This window comes from Shinella sp. OV683, assembly GCF_057787725.1.
Map to the genome: position 1 here is coordinate 5,444,070 of NZ_CM173543.1, position 23,149 is coordinate 5,467,218.

General features: G+C 59.2%; 23 protein-coding genes. 18 read left to right on the forward strand and 5 right to left on the reverse strand.

Annotation, left to right across the window (positions count from 1 at the left end):
* The first annotated feature begins 4 nt into the window (after window positions 1-4).
* Complete coding sequence (locus tag ACXHRN_RS26395; RefSeq protein WP_488639225.1) at window positions 5-262, forward strand: ArsR/SmtB family transcription factor; 258 nt, start codon at window positions 5-7, stop codon at window positions 260-262.
* Window positions 263-361: 99 nt separating this feature from the next.
* Here the strand turns inward: ACXHRN_RS26395 and ACXHRN_RS26400 are convergent, their stop codons facing one another.
* Complete coding sequence (locus ACXHRN_RS26400; protein WP_488639226.1) at window positions 362-538, reverse strand: YdcH family protein; 177 nt, start codon at window positions 536-538, stop codon at window positions 362-364.
* 221 nt (window positions 539-759) lie between these two features.
* On the opposite strand from ACXHRN_RS26400, the gene ACXHRN_RS26405 reads away from it, so the two are divergent.
* From ACXHRN_RS26405 to ACXHRN_RS26425, 5 genes are all read left to right on the forward strand, one after another.
* Complete coding sequence (locus ACXHRN_RS26405; protein ID WP_488639227.1) at window positions 760-963, forward strand: YdcH family protein; 204 nt, start codon at window positions 760-762, stop codon at window positions 961-963.
* A 17-nt stretch (window positions 964-980) separates the two neighbouring features.
* Complete coding sequence (purE, locus tag ACXHRN_RS26410) at window positions 981-1,475, forward strand: 5-(carboxyamino)imidazole ribonucleotide mutase (protein WP_488639228.1); 495 nt, start codon at window positions 981-983, stop codon at window positions 1,473-1,475.
* Between the two features lie 13 nt (window positions 1,476-1,488).
* Window positions 1,489-2,550: a 5-(carboxyamino)imidazole ribonucleotide synthase gene (locus ACXHRN_RS26415; protein ID WP_488639229.1), complete on the forward strand. Its 1,062-nt coding sequence runs from the start codon at window positions 1,489-1,491 to the stop codon at window positions 2,548-2,550.
* A 114-nt stretch (window positions 2,551-2,664) separates the two neighbouring features.
* Complete coding sequence (locus tag ACXHRN_RS26420; RefSeq protein WP_488639230.1) at window positions 2,665-3,462, forward strand: basic amino acid ABC transporter substrate-binding protein; 798 nt, start codon at window positions 2,665-2,667, stop codon at window positions 3,460-3,462.
* A 10-nt stretch (window positions 3,463-3,472) separates the two neighbouring features.
* Window positions 3,473-4,297 (forward strand): amino acid ABC transporter permease, encoded by an 825-nt coding sequence (locus tag ACXHRN_RS26425; protein ID WP_488639231.1) that lies wholly within the window; start codon window positions 3,473-3,475, stop codon window positions 4,295-4,297.
* A gap of 108 nt (window positions 4,298-4,405) precedes the next feature.
* Here ACXHRN_RS26425 and ACXHRN_RS26430 read toward each other — a convergent pair whose 3' ends face one another.
* Together ACXHRN_RS26430 and fsa are read right to left on the reverse strand one after the other, a co-directional pair.
* Window positions 4,406-4,642 (reverse strand): hypothetical protein, encoded by a 237-nt coding sequence (locus ACXHRN_RS26430; protein WP_488639232.1) that lies wholly within the window; start codon window positions 4,640-4,642, stop codon window positions 4,406-4,408.
* 192 nt (window positions 4,643-4,834) lie between these two features.
* Window positions 4,835-5,488 (reverse strand): fructose-6-phosphate aldolase, encoded by a 654-nt coding sequence (gene fsa, locus ACXHRN_RS26435; protein ID WP_488639233.1) that lies wholly within the window; start codon window positions 5,486-5,488, stop codon window positions 4,835-4,837.
* Window positions 5,489-5,568: 80 nt separating this feature from the next.
* On the opposite strand from fsa, the gene ACXHRN_RS26440 reads away from it, so the two are divergent.
* The gene (locus ACXHRN_RS26440; protein ID WP_488639234.1) at window positions 5,569-7,776 is read left to right on the forward strand and encodes a primosomal protein N'; all 2,208 of its coding nucleotides are present in this window, start codon (window positions 5,569-5,571) and stop codon (window positions 7,774-7,776) included.
* Window position 7,777: 1 nt separating this feature from the next.
* Here ACXHRN_RS26440 and ACXHRN_RS26445 read toward each other — a convergent pair whose 3' ends face one another.
* Window positions 7,778-8,815, reverse strand: a complete 1,038-nt coding sequence (locus tag ACXHRN_RS26445) for a GSU2403 family nucleotidyltransferase fold protein (protein WP_488639235.1) — start codon at window positions 8,813-8,815, stop codon at window positions 7,778-7,780.
* Window positions 8,816-9,083: 268 nt separating this feature from the next.
* Here ACXHRN_RS26445 and ACXHRN_RS26450 point away from each other — a divergent pair, with 268 nt between their 5' ends.
* From ACXHRN_RS26450 to ACXHRN_RS26485, 8 genes are all read left to right on the forward strand, one after another.
* Window positions 9,084-9,866 (forward strand): hypothetical protein, encoded by a 783-nt coding sequence (locus tag ACXHRN_RS26450; protein WP_488639236.1) that lies wholly within the window; start codon window positions 9,084-9,086, stop codon window positions 9,864-9,866.
* A gap of 269 nt (window positions 9,867-10,135) precedes the next feature.
* Window positions 10,136-10,696: a F0F1 ATP synthase subunit delta gene (locus ACXHRN_RS26455; RefSeq protein WP_488639237.1), complete on the forward strand. Its 561-nt coding sequence runs from the start codon at window positions 10,136-10,138 to the stop codon at window positions 10,694-10,696.
* Window positions 10,696-12,225, forward strand: a complete 1,530-nt coding sequence (gene atpA, locus ACXHRN_RS26460; protein ID WP_488639238.1) for a F0F1 ATP synthase subunit alpha — start codon at window positions 10,696-10,698, stop codon at window positions 12,223-12,225. Before ACXHRN_RS26455 ends, atpA begins: the two co-directional genes overlap by 1 nt.
* Window positions 12,226-12,250: 25 nt before the next feature.
* Window positions 12,251-13,132 carry a F0F1 ATP synthase subunit gamma gene (locus ACXHRN_RS26465; RefSeq protein ID WP_488639239.1) on the forward strand — a complete coding sequence of 294 codons (882 nt, stop codon included), beginning with the start codon at window positions 12,251-12,253 and terminating at the stop codon, window positions 13,130-13,132.
* Window positions 13,133-13,154: 22 nt separating this feature from the next.
* Window positions 13,155-14,621 carry a F0F1 ATP synthase subunit beta gene (atpD, locus tag ACXHRN_RS26470; protein ID WP_488639240.1) on the forward strand — a complete coding sequence of 489 codons (1,467 nt, stop codon included), beginning with the start codon at window positions 13,155-13,157 and terminating at the stop codon, window positions 14,619-14,621.
* 65 nt (window positions 14,622-14,686) lie between these two features.
* Window positions 14,687-15,088: a F0F1 ATP synthase subunit epsilon gene (locus ACXHRN_RS26475; protein WP_488639241.1), complete on the forward strand. Its 402-nt coding sequence runs from the start codon at window positions 14,687-14,689 to the stop codon at window positions 15,086-15,088.
* 180 nt (window positions 15,089-15,268) lie between these two features.
* The gene (locus ACXHRN_RS26480; protein WP_488639242.1) at window positions 15,269-16,405 is read left to right on the forward strand and encodes an iron-containing alcohol dehydrogenase; all 1,137 of its coding nucleotides are present in this window, start codon (window positions 15,269-15,271) and stop codon (window positions 16,403-16,405) included.
* Between the two features lie 9 nt (window positions 16,406-16,414).
* The gene (locus tag ACXHRN_RS26485) at window positions 16,415-17,914 is read left to right on the forward strand and encodes an aldehyde dehydrogenase (protein WP_488639243.1); all 1,500 of its coding nucleotides are present in this window, start codon (window positions 16,415-16,417) and stop codon (window positions 17,912-17,914) included.
* Between the two features lie 67 nt (window positions 17,915-17,981).
* Here the strand turns inward: ACXHRN_RS26485 and ACXHRN_RS26490 are convergent, their stop codons facing one another.
* Window positions 17,982-18,404: a hypothetical protein gene (locus tag ACXHRN_RS26490; RefSeq protein ID WP_488639244.1), complete on the reverse strand. Its 423-nt coding sequence runs from the start codon at window positions 18,402-18,404 to the stop codon at window positions 17,982-17,984.
* A gap of 287 nt (window positions 18,405-18,691) precedes the next feature.
* Between ACXHRN_RS26490 and ACXHRN_RS26495 the strand changes: the two genes are divergently transcribed.
* From ACXHRN_RS26495 to ACXHRN_RS26505, 3 genes are read left to right on the forward strand one after another with little or no spacing between them, the layout of a single operon-like run.
* Window positions 18,692-20,494: a glycosyltransferase family 2 protein gene (locus ACXHRN_RS26495; protein WP_488639245.1), complete on the forward strand. Its 1,803-nt coding sequence runs from the start codon at window positions 18,692-18,694 to the stop codon at window positions 20,492-20,494.
* 7 nt (window positions 20,495-20,501) lie between these two features.
* Window positions 20,502-21,746, forward strand: a complete 1,245-nt coding sequence (locus ACXHRN_RS26500) for a glycosyltransferase family 4 protein (protein WP_488639246.1) — start codon at window positions 20,502-20,504, stop codon at window positions 21,744-21,746.
* A gap of 15 nt (window positions 21,747-21,761) precedes the next feature.
* Window positions 21,762-23,144, forward strand: coding sequence for a glycosyltransferase family 2 protein (locus ACXHRN_RS26505; RefSeq protein WP_488639247.1), 1,383 nt, complete (start codon window positions 21,762-21,764; stop codon window positions 23,142-23,144).
* The last annotated feature ends 5 nt before the right edge of the window (window positions 23,145-23,149 follow it).

Consider the following 23,149-nt stretch of genomic DNA (forward strand, 5'->3'; position numbering starts at 1 on the left):
GTCGATGAGCACTGATCCATTCGCAGCAATTTCGGATTCAAACCGCCGGTTCCTGCTTGAGGAACTCAGGCGCGCGCCGCGCACGGTCAACGACCTCGCATCACTCTTGCCGGTTAGCCGTCCGGCTGTGTCGCAGCATCTCAAGGCGCTGCTCGATTGCCATCTCGTCACCGTCCAGACGCAAGGCACCCGGCGGATCTATGCGATCAACCCGCAAGGCTTTCAAAAAATCGGTTTCTGGCTGGATCAGTTCTGGGTGTGAGAGGTTGGCGGCGATGGCCGCCATCAGTCGGTTCCGGCGAAATCTTTACACGTTCAGCTTCTAGAATCCGTCATCCGGCGGCCACCCGCTCATTGAGCGTCAGTGTTGCGTGGTGTAACGCAGTCGTTCGATTTCGTCCTTGATCTTGAGTTTTTGTCTTTTCAGCTCGGCGATAGTGACGTCGCCTGTGGATGGGTGCAACATTGCAGTGTGCAATTCGTCTTCGAGAGCTCCGTGCTTCTTTTCAAGAGTCTCGATGTGGGCTTCAATTGTCATAGACATTTCCTTCCCGTCTCGGCCCACATCCGGCCATCCTTCCACCGGATGTCTCAGGCTGCAACAGAGGAAGTCTGCCACGTAATTTTGCGTTTGTCGAAGCCGAATTCTTCAAAAAGGAAAACTTCCCGTTAGCGGATATTTTGTGATAGGAGCAAATCGATGCAGGCACGGGGATAGCAGTCGTTGCCAGGAATGCCGGAAAATGGGGAAATGACGGGATGCCAGATCAGGAGCAGGCTGAGCTGAGGTTGAATGCGGCAAGACTGCGGCAGGAGCATGAGGATTACGATGTGGCGATCAATGCGATGATCGCGACCGGTTGTGATGCGCTCCGTATCCAGCGGATGAAGAAGAAGAAGCTTGCCATCAAGGACAAGCTCACCCAGGTCGACGACCAGATCATCCCCGATATCATAGCCTGAAGGCGAGGCGCGGACCGATGCAGATTTCCAGACCTCCCGTTGCGATCATCATGGGCAGCCAGTCCGACTGGGAAACTATGAAGAACGCTGCCGACACGCTCGACGCGCTTGAAATTCCTTATGAAGCGCGGATTATTTCCGCCCATCGCACGCCGGATCGTCTCGTCAATTTCGCCAAGGGGGCCCGCGACGAAGGCTTCAAGGTGATCATTGCAGGTGCCGGCGGTGCCGCCCACCTGCCGGGAATGGCGGCTGCGATGACGCCGCTGCCGGTATTCGGCGTTCCGGTGCAATCCAAGGCGCTTTCGGGCCAGGACAGCCTGCTTTCGATCGTCCAGATGCCGGCCGGGATTCCGGTGGGAACGCTGGCGATCGGGCGCGCCGGTGCCGTCAATGCAGCCTTGCTGGCTGCCGCTGTCCTTGCACTTTCGGACGAGGAAATCGCCGATCGGCTCGATACGTGGCGCGAGGAACAGAGCGCCTCCGTGGCTGAATATCCTGTGGATAAGTAGTGGAAAACCAGACGTGAAAACCAAGACAATCGGCATCATTGGCGGCGGCCAGCTTGGACGCATGCTGGCGATTGCCGCCAGCCGACTGAACTTCCGCACCGTCATTCTAGAGCCGCAGGCCGACTGCCCGGCGGCCCAGCTCGCCAACAGCCAGATCGTTGGGGCCTATGACGACCGTGCCGCCCTCCAGCAGCTTGCCGATGAATGCGCTGTCGTCACCTACGAATTCGAGAACGTGCCCGTCGAGGCCGCGCGCTTCCTCGAAAAGCTGGTTCCGGTCTACCCGCCGCCGCAGGCGCTGGAAGTGGCGCAGGACCGGCTGACCGAAAAGCAGTATCTCAACTCCTGTGGCATTCCGACCGCCGGCTTTCGCGCCATCAACGACCAGGCAGATCTTGAGACTGCCCTGGAAGAGTTTGACGGCGAAGGCGTATTGAAGACCCGGCGTCTCGGCTATGACGGCAAGGGCCAGGTGGTGTTCCGCAAGGGTGACCTGGCGGATGGCGCTTTCGACCGGCTGGGCGGCGTGCCGCTGATCCTCGAAAGCTTCGTGCCGTTTGTCCGTGAGATCTCCATCATTGCCGCGCGTGGGCTCGACGGTCGCATCGAATGCTATGATCCGGCTGAGAATGTGCATCGCAACGGCATTCTGCACACCTCGACGCTGCCGGCCAATGTCTCGGCCGATGTCGCCGCCCATGCCCGCGATTGCGCGATCCGACTGCTTTCGGCACTCGATTATGTTGGTGTGCTGGGGATCGAGTTCTTTGTCACATCAGACGGCCAGCTGATCGCCAATGAAATCGCGCCGCGCGTCCATAATTCCGGCCACTGGACGGAAGCCGCCTCGGTGATCTCCCAATTCGAGCAGCATATCCGCGCCGTCGGCGACCTGCCGCTCGGCTCGCCCCATCGCCACAGCGATTGCGTGATGCAGAACCTGATCGGCGACGATATACTGGCGCTCGAAAGCTGGGCGCTGGAAAAGGACGTGCTGATCCATCTCTATGGCAAGACCGAGCCACGGCCGGGCCGCAAGATGGGTCACATCACACGGCTGACCGGCCGGAAATAGCCCACTCGGCGCAATTCTTCCACCCGGCGAGCGTCGCGGCAGTCGCTTTGCGGCTTGCCAAATGTGGTCGATTTGTGACAGTTTCGCCAGCCACATCTTTTCGGAGTTTCAGACATGACTTTGCGCCGCAGCTTTCTTCTCGGCCTCGCCGCCATTGCGCTCACGCCACTCGCCGCCTTTGCGGCTGACCTGCCCGATCTTGGCGGCAAGAAGGTCGTTGTCGTCACTGAAAACGCCTATCCGCCGCTGCAGTTCATCGATCCCAAGACCGGCAAGCAGATCGGCTGGGAATATGACGCGATGAACGAGATCGCCAAGCGGCTGAATTTCCAGGTCGAGTACCAGAACACCTCCTGGGACGCGATGATCCAGGCGGTATCGGACAACCAGTACAATATCGGCATGACCGGCATCACCATCAAGGACGAGCGCAAGGCCAAGGTCGACTTCTCCGATCCCTATATGCGTTCGGAACAGTTCATGCTGGTGCGTGGCGACGAGAACCGCTTTACCGACGCCAAGACATTCGGCGCCTTCAAGGATGGCCTGGTCGGCGCGCAGCCGGGCACGACGCCGTTCTACACCGCGGTCTACAGCGTGCTGGACGGCAACGAACAGAATCCACGTATCAAGCTGTTTGAAACCTTCGGCGCGACCGTGCAGGCACTCAAGTCGGGCGATGTCGATGTCGTGCTCACCGACGGCACTGCCGGCAAGGGCTATGTCGACGCCTCTTCCGGCGGCCTGAAGCTGATCGGCGGCCCGCTCGGCACCGAGGATTTCGGCTTCATCTTCCCCAAGGGCTCTGAACTGGTGGGCCCGGTCAATGCAGCGATTGCGGCACTGAAGGCCGATGGCACATTCGACAAGCTCAACACCAAGTGGTTCCTGAACTACAAAATGGGCCAGTAGTCCCCGGACAATGGCCGCTTCGCAAAATTCTGGGCAGGCCGGAGAGGGCGACTTTCCCTGGTGGCTGGTCGCCCTCTCTGTCATTGGTATTGGCATCGGGGCGGTCATCGTCTCGAGCGACCTTTATTCGCAGGTGTTCGACAAGGTCGTGCAGGGTCTGACGGTCACCGTCATGGTGACGTTGATCGCCTTCACCTTGGCCATCCTGCTGGGTCTCGGCATGGCCTTGCTCGGGCTTTCCGACCACAAGGTGCTCAGGCAATTCTCGCGGTTCTATATCGAGCTGATCCGCGGCATTCCGGTGCTGGTGCTGCTGTTCTACATCGCCTTCGTCGGTGCCCCGGGCATCGTCTATGCGTGGAATTTCCTGGCGAAGCCGCTGATCAATGCCGGCTGGACCGAGCCTCTGCTGGTGCGCGACCTGTCATTGATGTGGCGGGCGATCCTGGCGTTGATGATCGCCTATTCCGCCTTTATCGCCGAGATCTTCCGGGCCGGCATCCAGTCGGTCGACAAGGGGCAGATCGAAGCGGCCAAGGCGCTTGGCTTGTCGCGGTTCCAGCGCTTCCGCTTCATCGTCTTTCCGCAGGCGCTGAAGGTGATCTTTCCGCCGCTGTCGAACGATTTCGTGGCGATGGTCAAGGACTCGTCGCTGGTCTCGGTGCTCGGCGTTGCCGACATTACCCAGATGGGCAAAGTCTATGCATCGGGATCGTTCCGCTTCTTCGAGACCTATTCGATCGTCGCCTATATCTATCTCGTCCTGACGATCGGGCTTTCTCTCGCGCTCCGCCAGGTGGAGAAGCGCATGCGCGAAAAGCAGGAACGCAAATGAAAAAGCCCGGTTCTGGAGGAACCGGGCGAATTCTGGGGAGGATCAGAGCGCTGACCATCCGGGTTGCAGGGGAAGCGCCGGATGATCAGGTATGCGAAGGGTTAGAAATCAGCCGCAGATGCGAACGCGCTTGATGTAGACATTGCCCCAATCGTCGTAACGACGGACCTTCTTGATGAAGCAATAGTCGTTGTAGTAAGCCGGGCGGATGACGATGCGCGGGCCGCCCCAGTAGCCGTGATGGCCATACCAGCCATGATGGCGGCGCCAGCCGGCCTCGGCAACCGACGACAGCGACACGGTGGCGACAACGGCAGCGACGGCAGCGATGATGTACTTTTTCATTTGAGTTCTCCTCGGAGTGAATTGGCTTGGTTCTGGTTTCATTTGTCTGGATGCCTATTTCCATCCGTTGAAGCCTTTTTCCCACATCCACCCTGCCCGCGCTGTTTCCATGGGAACAGGTCGGAAAATCCACACGAAAAAGCCCGGCGGATCTCTCCGCCGGGCTTCACTGATTCAGAAGTATGAGATCGATCAGGCGATCTTCTGGCCGGTCTTGGCCCAGTCGGCGACGAATTGCTCGAGGCCCTTGTCGGTCAGCGGATGCTTGACGAGCGCCTTCAGCGTTGCCGGTGGCACGGTGACGACATCGGCGCCGATCAGAGCGGCATCCTTGACGTGGTTGACTGTGCGGATCGAGGCGGCGAGGATTTCGGTCTCGAAGCCGTAGTTGTCATAGATCTGGCGGATCTCGCGGATCAGGTCCATGCCGTCGAAGGCGATGTCATCGAGCCGGCCGACGAAAGGCGAAATGAAGGTCGCGCCAGCCTTGGCGGCAAGCAGAGCTTGGTTGGCCGAGAAGCACAGAGTCACATTGGTCTGGTGACCATCCGAGCTCAGTGCCTTGCAGGCCTTGAGGCCGTCGAGCGTCAGCGGCAGCTTGATGCAGATATTGTCGGCGATCTTGGCGATGACCGCGGCTTCCTTCATGATCTGCTCGTAATCGGTCGCAGCGACTTCGGCCGAAACCGGGCCATCGACGATGCCGCAGATTTCCTTGGTGACTTCGAAGATGTTGCGGCCGGATTTCAGGATCAGCGACGGATTGGTGGTCACGCCATCGAGGAGACCAAGGTCGTTCAGCTCCTTGATGTCCTTGATATCAGCGGTATCGACGAAAAACTTCATGTCCGTGCACTCCCTAGGCGGCAAACTTTTATGTGTATTTGATGTTTTCTTTGCCCAAAAGCAAGTGCAAGGTCGTGCGCATGGGAAAAGATTCGCTCGATTTGTTTGGCGCACCGAAAGCGCTGAGGGCAGTGCCTGTGATGGTACCACTGCCGGTACCAAAACCCTACTCCTATCTGGTGCCGGAAGGCGTGCATGTCGAGTCCGGGTCGATCGTGCAGGTGCCGCTCGGGCCGCGGCAGGTGTTCGGCGTCGTCTGGAATGACGTGGATGAGGACAAGGTCGACCCGTCGAAACTGAAGGCGATCACCACCGTGTTCGATTGCCCGCCGCTCAAGGGCGACATGCGGGATTTTCTCGAATGGATCGCGGGCTATACATTGTCGCCGCCGGGGCTGGTGGCGCGCATGGCGTTGCGGGCGCCGCCGGCCTTTGATCCGGAACCGATGATCGAGGGCCTGAAGCTGACCGATGAGCGGCCCGAGCGGATGACCCCCGCGCGTAGCCGTGTGATCGCCACGGCCGAGGACGGCCCGGCCTGGACGCGCAGCGGGCTTGCACATGCCGCCGGCGTTTCGACCTCGGTCATCGACGGTTTGGCCACGCATGGCGTGTTCGAGCATGTGTTCCTTTCGCCGCCGCCGGTCACGCCGCCACCCGACCCGGATTATGCCCATTCCGAGCTCGAAGCCGACCAGAAGGATGCGGCAGATGCGCTGATCGAGGCGGTGCGTGCCGGCAGCTTCGGCGTGACGCTGATCGATGGCGTGACCGGTTCCGGCAAGACCGAGGTCTATTTCGAGGCGATTGCCGAGACACTTCGGCAGGGCAAGCAGGTGCTGATCATGCTGCCGGAAATCGCGCTGACACCGGCCTTCCTCGAGCGCTTCCAGGACCGCTTCGGCGCCAAGCCGGCCGAATGGCATTCCGACCTTGCACCCAAGACCCGCGAGCGTGTTTGGCGGCAGGTGACCGAGGGACGGGTACATGTGGTGGCAGGCGCCCGTTCGGCGCTGTTCCTGCCGTTTGAAAATCTCGGACTGATCATCGTCGATGAAGAACACGACCCCGCCTACAAGCAGGAAGACCGCGTCTTCTACAATGCCCGCGACATGGCTGTGGTGCGCGGCCGGATCGGCGATTTTCCCGTCGTGCTGGTGTCGGCGACCCCGTCGGTCGAGAGTCGGGTGAATGCCGATCAAGGGCGATATGCCAAAGTCCATCTGCCGGGCCGGTTCGGCGGAGCGGCCCTTCCCGATCTGCATCTCATCGACATGCGGCGGCATCCGCCGCTGCGAGGTGGTTTTCTGTCGCCCGTCATGACCAAGGGCATCGAGAAGACGCTGGCGCGCGGCGAGCAGGCACTGCTGTTTCTCAATCGACGCGGCTATGCGCCACTGACGCTGTGCCGGGTCTGCGGGCACCGCTTCCAGTGCCCCAATTGCGCGGCCTGGCTGGTAGAGCACCGGTTTCGCGGCATCCTGCAGTGCCATCATTGCGGACATACGGAAAAATCCCCGGAGTCCTGCCCGGAATGCGGCACGCTCGACCATCTCGCCGCTTGCGGGCCGGGCGTGGAACGGATTGCCGAAGAGGTCGAGAAGATCTTTCCAGAAAGCCGGATCATCGTGCTGTCCTCCGACATGGCCGGCGGCGTCAAGCGGCTCAGGCTTGAGCTCGAAGCAATCGCCAACGGCGAGGCCGACATCGTCATCGGCACGCAGCTGGTGGCCAAGGGCCACAACTTTCCGAAGATGACGCTGGTCGGGATCGTCGACGCCGATCTCGGGCTCGCCAATGGCGATCCGCGCGCAGCGGAGAGAACGTTCCAGCTGTTGTCGCAGGTAACCGGCCGGGCAGGGCGGACAGGCCTCAAGAGCGTCGGGCTGATCCAGACCTACCAGCCGATGCATCCGGTGATGCAGGCGATCGTTTCCGGCGATGCGGAGGCTTTCTATGAGCGCGAGGTGGCGGAACGCGAAAGGGCGATGATGCCGCCATTCGGGCGGCTGGCCTCGATTATCGTATCGGCCGATTCGCGCAACGACGCCGAGAGCCATGCGCGCGGATTGCGGCAAGCTGCGCCCAATGCATCGGGCATATCGGTGCTAGGCCCAGCTGAGGCGCCGCTGGCGCTAGTGCGCGGGCGCCATCGCTTTCGGCTTTTGATCCACGGTAAGCGCGGAGCTGACATGCAGGGTTTTATCCGCGCAATGGTGGACAATGGGCCGAAGGAGCGAGGCTCGGTGCAGGTGCAGCTCGATATCGATCCGCAGAGTTTTCTCTGATTTACCAATCGGGTTCCAGGGCTGAGCCCGATTTCCCGTCCTTGGTGAAATATCCGACCTGTTCGCGCAATGCCTTGGGCATTGCCCCGAGAGACGGATCATCGAATTGCAAGTGGCTGAGATGGCGCGTGACCATCGCGTGCACCAACTCTGCCTGTTGCCGGTCGCGCGTTCGCTTTAAGAGATCCCGATCTTCACGCTTTGCCAGCCACAGTTTATGAATGGCGAAGCTCCTTGGGTCAGGACTGGAGCAATTAAGCGGATATCCTCTTTCGTCGATGAGCGAGGCCTCGATTTTGGGGCTGTTGACCAACCACTGAAGCCCCTCGATTTCCACCGCAACGAGATCGTCACCGGACTCGCCAAGTCCGGTTTTCTTTGCATGTTTCAACTGGTCCTTTGCAGTGGGCATGATGAGATCGACCAGAAAGCCGTCTTCGTTTGCGGCACGAAAGCTGTTTTTCGATGTCAGCCTGAACGACTTGTCGACGCCTTGAAGTATCGACAACAGGCTGGCAGGATTGGCCGACCTGCCGATCAGTTTCAGTTTTGCGCGTCTGTCGACATCGCCCGTTGCCAGCAAGCTGCTGTCTATCCGCACGCCCGCGAGCCGCTCATAGACATAAAGTGCATTCGTGCCGACAATGTCGAATGCCGTGCCGATCAGGCCGGAACGACCAAGCGTGCGCAACAGACGGGCAGTGAGTGTCGGAAAGCGCCCAATACGCATGGCGCGATTGATTGCCGCCATTTCGTCAAGGCGCGTGGTCAGTGCTCGCAGCCGCATCTTGGCAATCTCACGCCCCTCGTGAAATTGCTGGTGCATCCGTTCGGTCTCTTCGGATCGCGGGCCCAGGGATTTCCAGATCGCGCCACTCTTCCGATACAGATATTTTTTGCCAGACACGACCTTCCAGCCCATGGCGCCGTGAAAACGATGGCCGACCTCGAATGATGTGCGCGTCCATTCCGCAAAGACCTGCTCAGTATCGATCGTCTGGCGGATTTGCTCGCCCGTCAATTCCTTGAACTGGTTCACATTATCCCTCTGGAGAGAAAATACTCCCATATAGGGATAATAGATTTGAAATCAATAGCTTGCAATGGATTATCTCTTTTATGGCGAAATACGATATAAAAGGGATAATTCTTTGCTTTATAATGACTTGTGCTAATTTCTCCGAAATTACCGCTGGTAGATCGGCAGATTCCTTCAAGAAAATCCGGCATCGGAGATCAGCCGCATTCCCTCCGAAATGCTGATATGTCATAAGAATCACAGACATCGCGGCGGATTGAGGGGCGCCATGGAATTTTCACTACCCGAGTTTCCGGCTGCGCCGGGAGCACAAGCGGCATTTGCCGCCGTGTGCTTCCTGATTCTCGTCGGCCTGTTGTTCTTGATTTTCCCGGCTTCGGTGGGCAGATTTCTCGGGCTTGAGAGCCGCGAGACGCGGCCCGGCGCGATTGGCGAACTGCGTGCTGCCGGTGGTCTGCTGGCGGGTCTCGCGATTGCTACGCTGATGTTCGACCAGCCGGTGCTCTATACGGCGCTGGCGATCGCGCTTCTTATATCCACGTTCGGGCGCGTCCTGTCGCTGATGTCCGATAGCGCGGCGACGCTGCTGAACTTTCTGCTACTTGCGGTGCAGATCGTGTTGACGGGGGCGACGCTCTATTACTTCTTCGATGTCTTCACGCCAGACATGCAGTTTGCCGTGCCGGAAGCGTTCGACGCCAAACTTGTCTTCTACACCTATGCGGCGCTTGCCGTGCTCGGCGCGCTTGTCATGTTCGGCCCGCGCATGTCCATGGCGATCTCCGGACTGGGCGTCACTGCCCAGAAGCCGTCGGCGATCACAACGATTCGTTCCGCCGGAGGCTTTGCACTGGGGGCGGGGCTTGCCGGCATGGCGATTTCCAATCCGATGGTCGATCTCGGCTTTGGCGCGGCGCTGGGTCTCGCTGTTATAGGACGGCTGATTGCGCTCGCGTTCAACCGCGGCAACTACGTCTATGCCGTCATTGCGCTGGTGGTCGAAGGGGCGGGTGCGGCGCTCATTATTTCCTATGTCACGGCCATGATGTGATAGACTGCCCTCAGGGCAAAAGGAAAAATTTTCTACGAGCAAATTCTTTTCCTTCCTCGATTGGCAAAGAAAAGCGCAACTGCCGTAACATTCGGTAATATCCTGTGTTGCGAGTCCAAACGAGCTATGTTAGATGGCTTTCGAGTTTTTGGGGGATATGGGGCTCAAAGCCCGCTGCAAACCGCAAAAAATGCAACGAAATCAAGATTTTGTTTTGCCTGAGCAATCACGGCGAGAGAGTCTTGAGAGGAATTAGGGAAACTCAGAGCGTGGCAGGTTCATCGCAATCCGTTTCAGGCGTCGCCGAACGTTACGCCTCATCGCTTTTCGAACTTGCGCTTGAAGCAAACGCGTTGCCTGAAGTCTCGGCAGCACTGGATGCGTTTCAGGGCCTGGTCGACAGCTCGGAAGATCTCGGCCGCCTCGTCAAGAGCCCGGTGTTTACGGCAGAAGAGCAGTTGAGCGCGGTTTCCGCGATCCTCGACAAGGCCGGCATCACCGGCCTGGCTGCGAATTTCATCAAGGTGGCGGCATCCAACCGTCGGCTGTTTGCGGTTCCCGGCATGATCAAGTCGTTCCGCGAAATCTATGCTCGCCATCGCGGCGAGGCGTCCGCCGACGTCACTTCGGCGCATGCGCTCTCGGCAGCGCAGGAAAAAGAATTGAAGGAGGCGCTCAAGGGCGTCACTGGAAAAGATGTGACGATCAATGTCACGGTGGACCCGTCCATTCTCGGCGGTCTGATCGTCAAGGTCGGGTCCCGGCAGATCGACTCATCGCTTCGCACAAAACTCTCTACTCTTAAGCTTTCACTGAAAGAGGTTGGCTGATGGATATCCGCGCCGCGGAAATTTCCGCAATTCTCAAAGACCAGATCAAGAATTTCGGCAAAGAGGCTGAAGTCTCCGAAGTTGGACAGGTTCTGTCCGTCGGCGACGGTATTGCCCGTGTCTATGGCCTCGACAATGTCCAGGCCGGTGAAATGGTCGAATTCCCCGGCGGCATCCGTGGTATGGCGCTGAACCTTGAAGCCGACAATGTCGGCGTGGTTATCTTCGGCAACGACCGCGACATCAAGGAAGGCGACACCGTCAAGCGGACTGGCGCCATCGTTGACGTTCCGGTTGGCCCGGAACTGCTCGGCCGCGTCGTCGATGCGCTGGGCAACCCGATCGACGGCAAGGGCCCGATCAACGCCACGCGCCGCTCGCGCGTCGACATCAAGGCTCCCGGCATCATTCCGCGCAAGTCGGTGCATGAGCCGATGTCGACTGGCCTCAAGGCCGTCGACGCCCTCATCCCGGTTGGCCGCGGCCAGCGCGAGCTGGTGATCGGCGACCGCCAGACCGGCAAGACCGCCATCATTCTCGACACGATCCTCAACCAGAAGTCAGTTCACGACAATGGCCCCGAGGCTGAGAAGCTTTATTGCGTCTACGTCGCGATCGGCCAGAAGCGCTCGACCGTTGCCCAGTTCGTCAAGGTGCTCGAAGAGCGCGGCGCCCTGCAGTATTCGATCATCGTCGCTGCCACGGCTTCCGAGCCGGCTCCGATGCAGTATCTCGCGCCGTTCGCCGGTTGCGCGATGGGCGAATATTTCCGCGACAATGGCATGCACGCTTTGATCGGCTACGACGACTTGTCCAAGCAGGCCGTTTCCTATCGCCAGATGTCGCTGCTGCTGCGCCGCCCGCCGGGCCGCGAAGCCTATCCGGGCGACGTCTTCTATCTCCATTCGCGTCTGCTCGAGCGCGCTGCCAAGCTCAATGACGACAAGGGCGCTGGTTCGCTGACCGCTCTTCCGGTCATCGAAACGCAGGGCAACGACGTGTCGGCGTTCATTCCGACCAACGTGATCTCGATCACCGACGGCCAGATCTTCCTCGAAACCGACCTGTTCTACCAGGGTATCCGCCCGGCTGTTAACGTCGGTCTGTCGGTGTCGCGCGTCGGTTCTGCTGCCCAGGTCAAGGCCATGAAGCAGGTTGCCGGCTCGATCAAGGGCGAACTCGCCCAGTATCGTGAAATGGCCGCCTTCGCCCAGTTCGGCTCGGACCTTGACGCTTCGACCCAGCGCCTGCTTAACCGCGGTGCGCGTCTGACCGAACTTCTCAAGCAGCCGCAGTTCTCGCCGCTGAAGACGGAAGAACAGGTCGTCGTGATCTTCGCCGGCGTCAATGGCTACCTCGACAGGATCGCCGTCAACCAGGTCGGCAAGTTCGAACAGGCCCTGCTGGCCAACGTTCGTAGCGAAGGCAAGGCTCTGCTCGACACCATTCGCACGGAAAAGGCCCTGAGCGATGATACGCGTGCGAAGCTGAAGGCGACGCTCGACAGCTTCTCCAAGACCTTCGCCTGAGCGGCATAGTTAGGACGGAAAACGGATGCCTTCACTAAAGGATCTGAAAAACCGGATCGCCTCCGTCAAGGCGACGCAGAAGATTACCAAGGCGATGAAAATGGTCGCCGCGGCAAAGCTTCGGCGTGCCCAGGAAGCGGCTGAAGCAGCGCGCCCCTATTCGCAACGCATGGGTGTGGTTCTTGCCAATATCGCCCAGGCTGCGGCTGGCGGAAGCGATGCTCCGACCCTGATGACGGGTACCGGTCGCGACCAGACCCACCTTCTCGTGGTCTGCACCGCGGAACGCGGCCTTTGTGGCGGCTTCAATTCGCAGATCGCGCGTCTCGCGCGCGATCACACCCGCCGGCTTGTTAGCGAGGGCAAGACGGTCAAGATCATCTGCGTCGGCAAGAAGGGCTACGATATCCTTCGCCGCGAATTCGCAAGCCTGATCATCGACCGTGTAGATCTCCGCGAAGTCAAGAAGATCGGCTACGAGAATGCCGAAGCGATCGGTCGCAAAGTGATCGGACTGTTCGACAAGGGCGAGTTTGACATCTGCACGTTGTTCTATTCCGAGTTCAAGTCGGTCATCTCGCAGGTCCCGACGGCGTTGCAGTTGATCCCGGCTGCGCCTCCGGCGGCTCCTGTGCAGCAGACTTCCGCGTCGGCGGTTTATGACTATGAACCAGATGCGGGCGCCATTCTCGGCGACCTTATTCCGCGCAATATCACGGTCCAGATCTTCCGGGCGCTGCTCGAGAACGTCGCCGGCGAGATGGGCGCAAAGATGAGCGCGATGGACAATGCCACGCGCAATGCTGGTGATATGATCAATAAGCTGACCTTGACGTTCAACCGTCAGCGGCAGGCGCAGATCACCAAGGAACTGATCGAAATTATTTCGGGCGCGGAAGCGCTCTAAGGGTTAGGAAAGAGGATATATCATGGCTCGTGCAGCTACGAAGAAATCCGCAGTGGAAACGGCTGCATCAGGCGCAGTCGGCAAGGTGACCCAGGTCATCGGCGCCGTCGTCGACGTGTCATTCGCAGGTGGCGTTCTGCCGCCGATCCTGAACGCGCTGGAAACGCAGAACCTGGGCAACCGCCTGGTTCTCGAAGTTGCCCAGCACCTCGGTGAAAACACTGTCCGCACGATCGCCATGGACGCGACCGAAGGTCTCGTTCGTGGGCAGGAAGTCGTCGATACCGGTGCACCGATCATGGTTCCGGTCGGCGCTGAAACGCTCGGCCGCATCATGAACGTCATCGGCGAGCCCGTCGATGAAGCCGGCCCGCTGACGACCCCATACAAGCGCGCCATCCACCAGGACGCACCAGCCTATGTCGAGCAGTCGACGGAAGCACAGATCCTCGTCACCGGCATCAAGGTCGTTGATCTGCTCGCGCCTTACGCCAAGGGCGGCAAGATCGGCCTGTTCGGCGGCGCCGGCGTCGGCAAGACCGTTCTGATCATGGAACTGATCAACAACGTCGCCAAGGCGCATGGTGGTTACTCGGTGTTCGCCGGCGTTGGTGAGCGTACCCGCGAAGGCAACGACCTTTACCACGAAATGATCGAATCCGGCGTTAACAAGCACGGTGGCGGCGAAGGCTCCAAGGCTGCTCTTGTTTACGGCCAGATGAATGAGCCGCCGGGCGCCCGCGCCCGTGTTGCTCTGACCGGTCTGACCGTCGCCGAAGACTTCCGCGACAAGGGCCAGGACGTTCTGTTCTTCGTCGACAACATTTTCCGCTTCACCCAGGCAGGTTCGGAAGTGTCGGCTTTGCTCGGCCGTATTCCTTCGGCCGTTGGTTACCAGCCGACGCTGGCCACCGACATGGGCCAGATGCAGGAACGCATCACCACCACAACGAAGGGCTCGATTACCTCGGTGCAGGCGATTTACGTCCCCGCCGACGACTTGACCGACCCAGCGCCGGCAACTTCGTTCGCCCACTTGGACGCAACGACCGTTCTGTCGCGCTCGATTGCTGAAAAGGGTATCTACCCGGCTGTTGACCCGCTCGACTCGACCTCGCGCATGCTCGACCCGATGGTCGTCGGCGAAGAGCATTACGAAGTGTCGCGCCGCGTGCAGACGACTTTGCAGCGCTACAAGTCGCTCCAGGACATCATCGCCATCCTCGGCATGGACGAACTCTCGGAAGACGACAAGTTGGCCGTTGCCCGCGCCCGCAAGATCGAGCGCTTCCTGTCGCAGCCGTTCTTCGTTGCCGAAGTGTTCACCGGTTCGCCGGGCAAGCTGGTTGCGCTCGAAGACACGATCAAGGGCTTCAAGGGCCTCGTCAACGGCGACTACGACCATCTTCCGGAAGCTGCCTTCTACATGGTCGGCACGATCGAGGAAGCAATCGAGAAGGCCAAGAAGCTGGCTGCTGAAGCCGCTTGATGACCGGTTCGAAAGCGCCCGTCAGCGGGCGCTTTCACCATCTCTGAATGGAAGAGTTAGATTAAATGGCTGAAAGCTTCAATTTTGAACTCGTTTCGCCGGAAAAGCTGCTTCTCTCGGAAGCGGTTAGCGAAGTCGTGCTTCCGGGTTCGGAAGGCGAGATGACCGTGATGGCCAATCATGCTCCTGTCATGACCACGATCCGTCCGGGCGTGCTGACGGTCAAGAGCGCTTCCGGCCAAACCGATCGCTTCGTGGTGTTCGGTGGTTTTGCCGACATCCTGCCGACCGGTTGCACGGTTCTCGCCGAATCGGCGCTCGCTGTTGCCGATTTCAGCAAGGACCTGCTGGCCAAGCGCCTGGAAGTCGCAAAGGCTGATCTCGCCAATGCACCGAGCGACGAGGCCAAGACGCGGCTCGCTCAGTTGATCGCCGATCTCGACGGCCTCAATTCGCTGAGTATCTGATCCGATTTTCCGGACTGTTTTTGCCGAAGCCCCCGCATTGTCGGGGGCTTTGCTGTTTTACACTTTTATCCCTGTTTTCATGTCGCATTTGATGCGTGAAATGACGTCGGGAAAAAGATAGCTTTTCTCCGAATTCGCGGCGCACTCCCAGCGTCGCCGAAAGCTTCTCTCGGAGATTTTATGAATTTTTCCCTCTCGAAGGTTCCCGACATCCAGTTCGGAATCAATGAAATCGATCGGATTGGCGCACATGCCAAGTCGCTGTGCGACAACGGCAAGGCCGTTGTGGTCATGGATGGTTTCCTCACGGCCTCGGGCCTCGGAGCTAAGGTCGTCGACCTGCTTGCGAAGGAAGGCGTCTATGCCGCGGTCTATTCGGATTTTGCCGGTGAGCCGAAGTTGAAGCATGTGCAGGCAGCGAGCAGGGTGGCCGAAGGTGCGAGCCTGGTGATCGGCATCGGCGGCGGTTCGGCACTTGATATCGCCAAGATCACCGCCTGCACTGTCGCATCGGGTGAGGACGCGATGCATTATGCGCTGGCGGCCAATCCGCTGCCGAAGAATGCGCTGAAGAAGATCATGATCCCGACCACGGCCGGGACAGGGTCCGAGACATCGGCGACCAACATCTTCGCTGGTTCCGAGGGCAAGAAGCTTTGGATCTGGGGTCCGGAGACCAAGTCGGATCTAGTCATCCTCGATCCGGCACTCACGGTGTCGCTGCCGGCCAATATGACCGCGTGGTGCGGTCTGGATGCGCTGGTGCATGCCTTTGAGGCCTCGACCAATCGAAACGCCAACCCGACCGGCAAGTTGTTCGGGCACGAGGCGTTGCGGCTGCTGTCGGCCAATCTCGAAGCCGCCGTCAAGCATCCCGACGATCTCGTTGCGCGCGGCAATGTCCTGCTCGGCTCCTGCTACGCGGGTGCTGCGATCGACAATTGTGGCACGGCAATCGCGCACAATATATCGCATGCTATGGCTGGCCTGGCACCGGTCCATCACGGCTTTGCCACTGCGCTCGGGTTTGAGGCGACGCTGCCGTGGTTGGTGGAAGCGAATACCGACGATCTCAATGCGGCCGCCCGCGCTTGTGGTCTCACATCGGCCGCCGAGCTGCCCGGCTTCATCAGTGATCTGATGGATCGTTGTGGCATCGCCCGCAAGCTGCCCGACGCCTTTGCCAACGTCAGCGCCGCCGATCTCGCTGCCGAGATGCGCGCGCCGGAAAACCAGCCGATGCGCAAGTCGACGATCCGCGATGTCACGGACGCCGACATCGACCGGATCGCCGCTGCCATGATCGCCATGAAGTAAGGATTTGAGATGACCACCGAATATACCCGCGCCTATTGGGAAAAAGCCCTTGCTGACATCAAGCCGAATGGTAGCCTGTTTATCGATGGCGCCCGCGCGCCGGCTGCGACCGGCCTGACGTTTACCCGCATCCGTCCTATGGACGGCAAGCCCGCCGCCGATATCGCCCGCGGCGGCATCAATGACATCGACCGCGCGGTCGCTTCTGCCCGCAAGGCGTTTGAGAGCGGCGTCTGGCGGAAGATGGAGCCTGTGGCCCGGAAGAAGATCATGCTCGCCTGGGCCGATCTGGTCCGCAAGCATGCAGAGGAACTGGCGCTGCTCGAGACCATCGATGTCGGCAAGCCGGTGATGGCATCGCTGAATGTCGACGTGACGCTGGCCGCCAATTGCATCCAGTACTACGCCGAGATGTGCGACAAGCTCTATGACGAGATCGCACCCACCGGCCCGAATGATCGGGCATTGGTCCGAAAGGTGCCAATCGGCGTCATCGGCGCGATCACGCCTTGGAACTATCCGATGATCATCGAGACCTGGAAGCTCGGTCCGGCGCTCGCTGCGGGCAATTCCGTGGTGCTGAAGCCTGCCGAGCAATCATCGCTGTCGGCGATTCGCCTGGCCGAGCTCGCCAGCGAAGCGGGTCTTCCCGATGGCGTGTTCAATGTCGTCACCGGCTATGGCGAAGAGGTTGGCCAGGCGCTGGCCAAGCATATGGATGTCGACATGATCGCATTCACCGGCTCGACCGAAGTCGGCAAGCTGATCATGGGGTATGCGGCGGCGAGCAATCTCAAGCGCGTGGCTTTGGAACTCGGCGGCAAGTCACCACTGGTTGTATTTGCCGACGCCGATCTCGATGCAGCAGCCTCTGCTGCCGCCTGGGGTTGTTTTTACAACTCCGGCGAGACTTGCCATGCCTCGACGCGGCTGGTCGCGGAAGCCAGCATCATGGACGCCCTGGTCGAAAAGATCCGGGAAGTCACCGCTCGTGAAATCACGTTGGCTCATCCCCTGGATCCCGCAGCACAGATCGGCGCGTTGATCGAAGACGCACATCTCGGTAAGGTTCTGGGCATGATCGAAGCCGGCGAACGTGAGGGTGCGAAGCGCGCTTTCGGCGCCGAGCGGGTGATGGCCGAGACAGGCGGCTACTATCTTTCGCCAGGCGTGTTCATCGCGCCAACGAACGATGCTTCACTCGCCCGCCAGGAGATTTTCGGCCCGGTCCTGACCGCCATCCCGTTCGACACCGAAGAACAGGCGCTTGATATTGCCAATGATACGGCGTTCGGTCTCGCTGGCGCGGTATTCACCTCGGACATGAATCGTGCCCACCGGATGTCCGAATCCATCCATGCCGGAACGGTCTGGGTCAACTGCTATGACCTGTCGAATTTTGCGACGCCGTTCGGCGGCTTCAAGCAATCCGGTTTCGGCCGCGATCGCTCCGTGCACGCGATCGATAAATACTGCGATTACAAGACCATCTGGCAGCGCTTCAACTGATTTCGTCGGAAATCAACGCAACAAAAAAGGGCGCCGAAAGCGCCCTTTTGCTTGCCGATGTCAGCGATTAGCCGATGTCGAAGTGATCGCCAGGAGCCTTCTTGAGCTCGGAGATCTTGACGTCCTTGAGGGTAATCTTGTTGCCGCCACCGAGGTCGATGACAACGTCCTTGCCCTTCTGCGTTGCATGCTTGAGAACGTCAGCGGCCTTCTTGATGCCGTTGATGCCCTTGGCGATTTCGATGACGTCCTTCTTGACGTCGAAATCGGTGATGACATCCTTGCCGGAGTCCTTGCCGAACACGAAAGTGTCCTTGAAGCTGCCGCCAGCCTTGTCGCCGGTCAGGGTGTCGTTGCCCTTGCCGCCCTCGATCTTGTCGTTGCCGTCCTGGCCCTTCAGGGTGTCGTTGCCGCCGTTGCCAAACAGCTGATCCTTGAAGGATTTGCCAATGATGGTGTTATCTTTGTTATTGCCGATATTCGTTGCCATGCTAACTCCCCTGCTTGCGCGAATCATGATGAATGTGAGACGAGATCGACTGATACACGCTACCCCTCAAGGTTCCAACTGCGAGATCTAGAACTTGCGCGGTAATTGATTTTCAGCTTTTTGATGCTAGCGACCAAATATTGGGCGAAACTGGTGCAAAAGGCCGTTTTCACAATGGTGGTGCGCTCTGCCCTGGTCTAAAACAGCATGCTGGATGGGTAAGTCAGGTTGACATATTTTTTGGGTGTGACTTGCATGCCACAGTTGTGCTCGAGAAAAGGCAATTTATGGAAATCTCTATACGCCCCTCACGTACGAGAATCGATTGGCAGAGACTCGAGAGTTTCGGGTCGACGCTGAAATACCTCCGTGAAGGTGCAGTCCTGAAAATAGACCATGCGGTTTATCTCGATGGATCGGTGGTGCTGACAGGCTGGTGCTCGAAGTCGATAGCGCTCCGAATATCAAAAGCGCGGCTGAACCACAGGCATGAAAGGGCTGATGTCAACGGCGTGGTCGGCGACGATATCAATGGTTTCCTGATTGTTTGTGATATCGAGGAACCCGCGCCCTCTGTCGAACTGTTTATCAGCCATGGCGACATCAACCAGGTCACCGCCATTTCGCTGTCGTCCGATATCCGGGAGGGCGAACGGGTTCTCAACGAGCAGATGCCTCGCATACATCTGCTTTTTCCCCTGCTGGTGCGTAAGGCTACCTGGCGGCCGCTGTTCAACGCGCTGACCTCCACCGAGCGCCCCTCCAGCATCTCCTGCGCGATCGATGGTGTTGCAACTGTCGGTAACGTCGGGCTTGTGGTCACCGGGTGGATTCTCGGGCCGCAAAAAACGAATTACTGGCTGGTCGCCAGGGGCATGTGGCGTTCCCTCGACGACACCATTGGCCTGGAGCGTGACGATGTCGCTGGCGCTCATGACGATGATCCTCGCGCCATGGCGACAAAGTCCGGCTTTTATACCTGCTTTGCCGGTGCGTTTTCCAGGGGTGATGAGGTTGCGCTGATCGCAGTCGGGCCTGGCACGATCTGTATCGCTGCGGCGGGATCGGCGGCGATCACCCACGACGACCCGATAAAGCTGTCGAAGTTGCTGTTCGCGCTGGCACCGTCACCTACAACCTTTGCCGAGCGGCTGGAGCGCAACGAAGGCGCCGCACTTTCTGCCCTCATCGAACAGCGCGCGGCCGGCTGGTCGGATGACTGCGAACTCGATCTGCGTTTTGGCGAGATCAGCGAAGACTGCGATATCAGCGTGATCGTGCCGCTCTACAAGCGCTGGGATTTTGTCGAGCACCAGCTTGCGGCATTCAGTGGTGATGCGGATTTCCGGGACAGGATCGAACTGCTCTATGTCATCGACGATCCGGGCATTGTTGAGGCGCTCAAGCGGGAAGCGCCGCTGCTTTACGAGCTTTATCGCGTCCCGTTTAGGATTATCTGGGGCGGACTGAATCGCGGCTATTCCGGCGCCAATAATTTTGGTGCAGCGAATGCGAGTGGCGACACCCTGATCCTGCTCAACAGCGACGTCTTTCCCTCACAACCGGGATGGGCGAGCGGGCTTGCCGAATTGCTGCGGGCCAACCCGGACTACGGCATTGTCGCGCCACGACTGGTCTATCCCAACGGCTCGATCCAGCATGCCGGCATGGCATTCCAATACGAGCCGGAATTCTCCATCTGGGTGAACAAGCATCCGCTGGCTGGCTTGCCTGTGGCGGCTGATACCGCGCGTGGCCTTGAGGAGCGCATAGCGGTGACCGGCGCCTGCATGGCCATCAGCTCGCAAGATTTCTGGGCTGTCGAGGGTTTCGACATGGGCTACCTGATCGGCGACTTCGAGGATTCCGACCTTTGTCTCAAGATCAAGGCCACAGGTAAGCGAATCGGTTATAGCAACGACTTCACGCTCACGCATCTCGAGCGGCAATCCTTCGGCTCGATCGGAGACGGCGGCTATCGTCAGATGGTGGTCATCTTCAATGCCTGGCGGCATTTCAATCGCTGGAAGCGCGCCATTCTTGAAAGCGCCGGGCAAGCCAGCGAAGACGCCACCACCCAAGAGGCTTGAAGAATCAATGCGTATTGCCGTCATTTCGCTGGGACATCCGGAATTCTCCGCAGGCGGCGCCGAGACCGCCTCCTACAACCTGTTTCAGGGCTATAGCCAGAGCCCCGAGGTCGAGCAGGCCTTCTATCTCGCCCGTATCGACCGCAAGCGACCGCCGACCGGTGGCATCAGCTGGTATCGCGACAACGAGTTCTTCTGGGAACAGTCGATGCATGACTGGACGTTTCTCCGGGGCGTCGAGCGCCGCGCCGGCGCCAGGAACCTTGCCGAGTGGCTGCAATTTGCCCGTCCGGATGTCGTGCATGCCCATCATTACGCGCATATGGGGCTGGACCTGTTCCGAGTGATCCGCAACGCGCTGCCGGATGCGAAGATCTATTTGACGCTGCATGAGTTCATGGCGATCTGTCAGAACAACGGCCAGATGATCAAGACAGGCAGCGGACGGCTCTGTCGCGCCGCCTCGCTGGAAGCCTGCGGCCAGTGTTTCCCCGACACAAGCCGCGAAGACATCTGGCTGCGGAAGAATTCGCTGCTGAATGCATTTTCGATCATCGACGGCTTCATTGCGCCATCACACTTCCTCAAGCAGCGCTACGTCGACTGGGGCCTGCCGGCGGAGAGGATCAGCGTGATCGAGAACGCCCAGGTCGATCACGGCACGATTGCGCCGCGCATGCTTGGCCAGGGCGAGGCGCGCAACCGGTTTGGCTATTTCGGCCAGGTCAATCGCTTTAAGGGCGTGGATATGCTGCTGCAGGCCTTCGAACAGGCCTCAAGGCAGATCGAGGCGCCGCTCTTTCTCGAGGTACATGGCGCCAAGCTCGACGAGCAGCCTGAGGACTTCCGGGAAAAGGTCGGCGTGCTTCGCGAGACGCTCGAAGCGCGTGGCGTGCTGCAATGGGTCGGCGCCTATGAGCCCGAGGACCTGCCGCGTCGCATGGCGCATGTCGACTGGGTGGTGATGCCGTCGGTGTGGTGGGAGAATTCGCCGATGATCATCCAGGAAGCGTTTTCCTGCGGCCGGCCGGTCATTTGCTCGGATATCGGCGGCATGGCCGAAAAGGTCCGCGACGGCATCGACGGCATCCATGTACCGGTCGGCAATGTGCTCGCCTGGGCCGACACGCTGAGAACGGCCGCAAGCAACGCGGGGGGCTGGGCGACGCTGGCGGGCAATGTTAGGCCGCCAGCGGAACGGACCGAGATCGTCCAGCAGCATCTTTCCACGACGTGCGCTTCGACAGAATAGCATAGAGGTAATCGCATGCGGATCGCTGCGGTCGCAATGCAAAGAGACGAGACGGAACTGCTCGATTTCTGGGCTGCTTACCACGGCAGGCTGTTCGGCTACCAGAACCTTATGATACTCGACAACGGATCGAGCAATATCGACACATTGAAGATATTGGCGAATCTCGAACGCCTTGGCGTGCGCGTATTCGAAAAGAGTGGTCGCTACGATTTCGAATACAAGGGCGCGATTGTCTCCGAGATAATCGAAACCGAGAAGGACAGCTACGACTGGATTTTTCCCCTCGATATAGACGAACTTGTCGTGCTCGAGATCGATGGGCGCCTTTCGACTGCGCGTGAAGACATATTTGCGGAGCTTGACCGCGCGGCATCTGAAGGCCGCCCGGTGTTGCGAGTGTCGCGCTCGTATTGGAATGTTCCGCAAACGACGGGTGCGTATCCTTTGGGCTTTCAGAAGACCATCGTCCGTACCGGCTCGGGGATAGATCTGGATATGGGATATCATCTGTTTTCCTGGGATACCAAAACGCCAACGATCGACGCGGCCAACTTCGCACCGACGGGGATTGGATACGCTCATCTTCACAATCGCTTTTTCCCGGATCTTCTTGCGGCTGCGCGGCAAAAACTCAGGTTGCGCGTGCCCGATTTTTCCAAAGAAACGCTGAAGAATTATCGGGGGGCGGGGCGGCATATCTGCAGGTATTTCGAGATCTCCGAACAGGAATATTACGGGTCTTTTCGGGAGACTAAGTTCAACCTTGGCGGGCTGCAATTGATGGCTCAATTGCCGATACCATATTCGAGCCGGGCGCCGGTCTTCACCGATGCGCTGAGGGATATGCTCTACAGCGAGCTCAATATCGATGCTCCGCAATGGGACGCGATAGGCGATAATATCAAGCAGGCGCTGCGGCTGATGACACCCAGCCAGAAACTGTTCGAGTACGGCATCTCCGACCTGTCGCTTGCGGCCGTTGCGGCTGGTTTTGCTTCAGTGTCGGGCGTGGCAGCTCCAATGAAAGATAAGGAAAGGCGCGCGCCGGAAGACTTTTCGGAGAATCTGGAGAAAATCGGTATTCGCCTCGTGCAGGGGATTGCGGATGGGTCTGTGTCCGCTCTTGACTATTGTCGATTGGGAGAGGGTGCAGACGTTGTTGTAATCGGTGGAATACACGCTGCGGCCATCGCCGCATTCAATTACGTTTGCGATCGTTCTAGCTTGATGATTCTAAAGGCCAATATTAGCGAGCGCGAGCAACAGGTGATTGGTGTCCTGTTTGAGACGCGAAAGCTTGGTGCAGAGTTTTCCTTGCTGGTGAAAATCGAAGGCAGGGACCTGTATGCGAAGGAGGTTCTCGGTGCCGCATCTTTGCATGAAGGCGTGGCGTAGCGAGC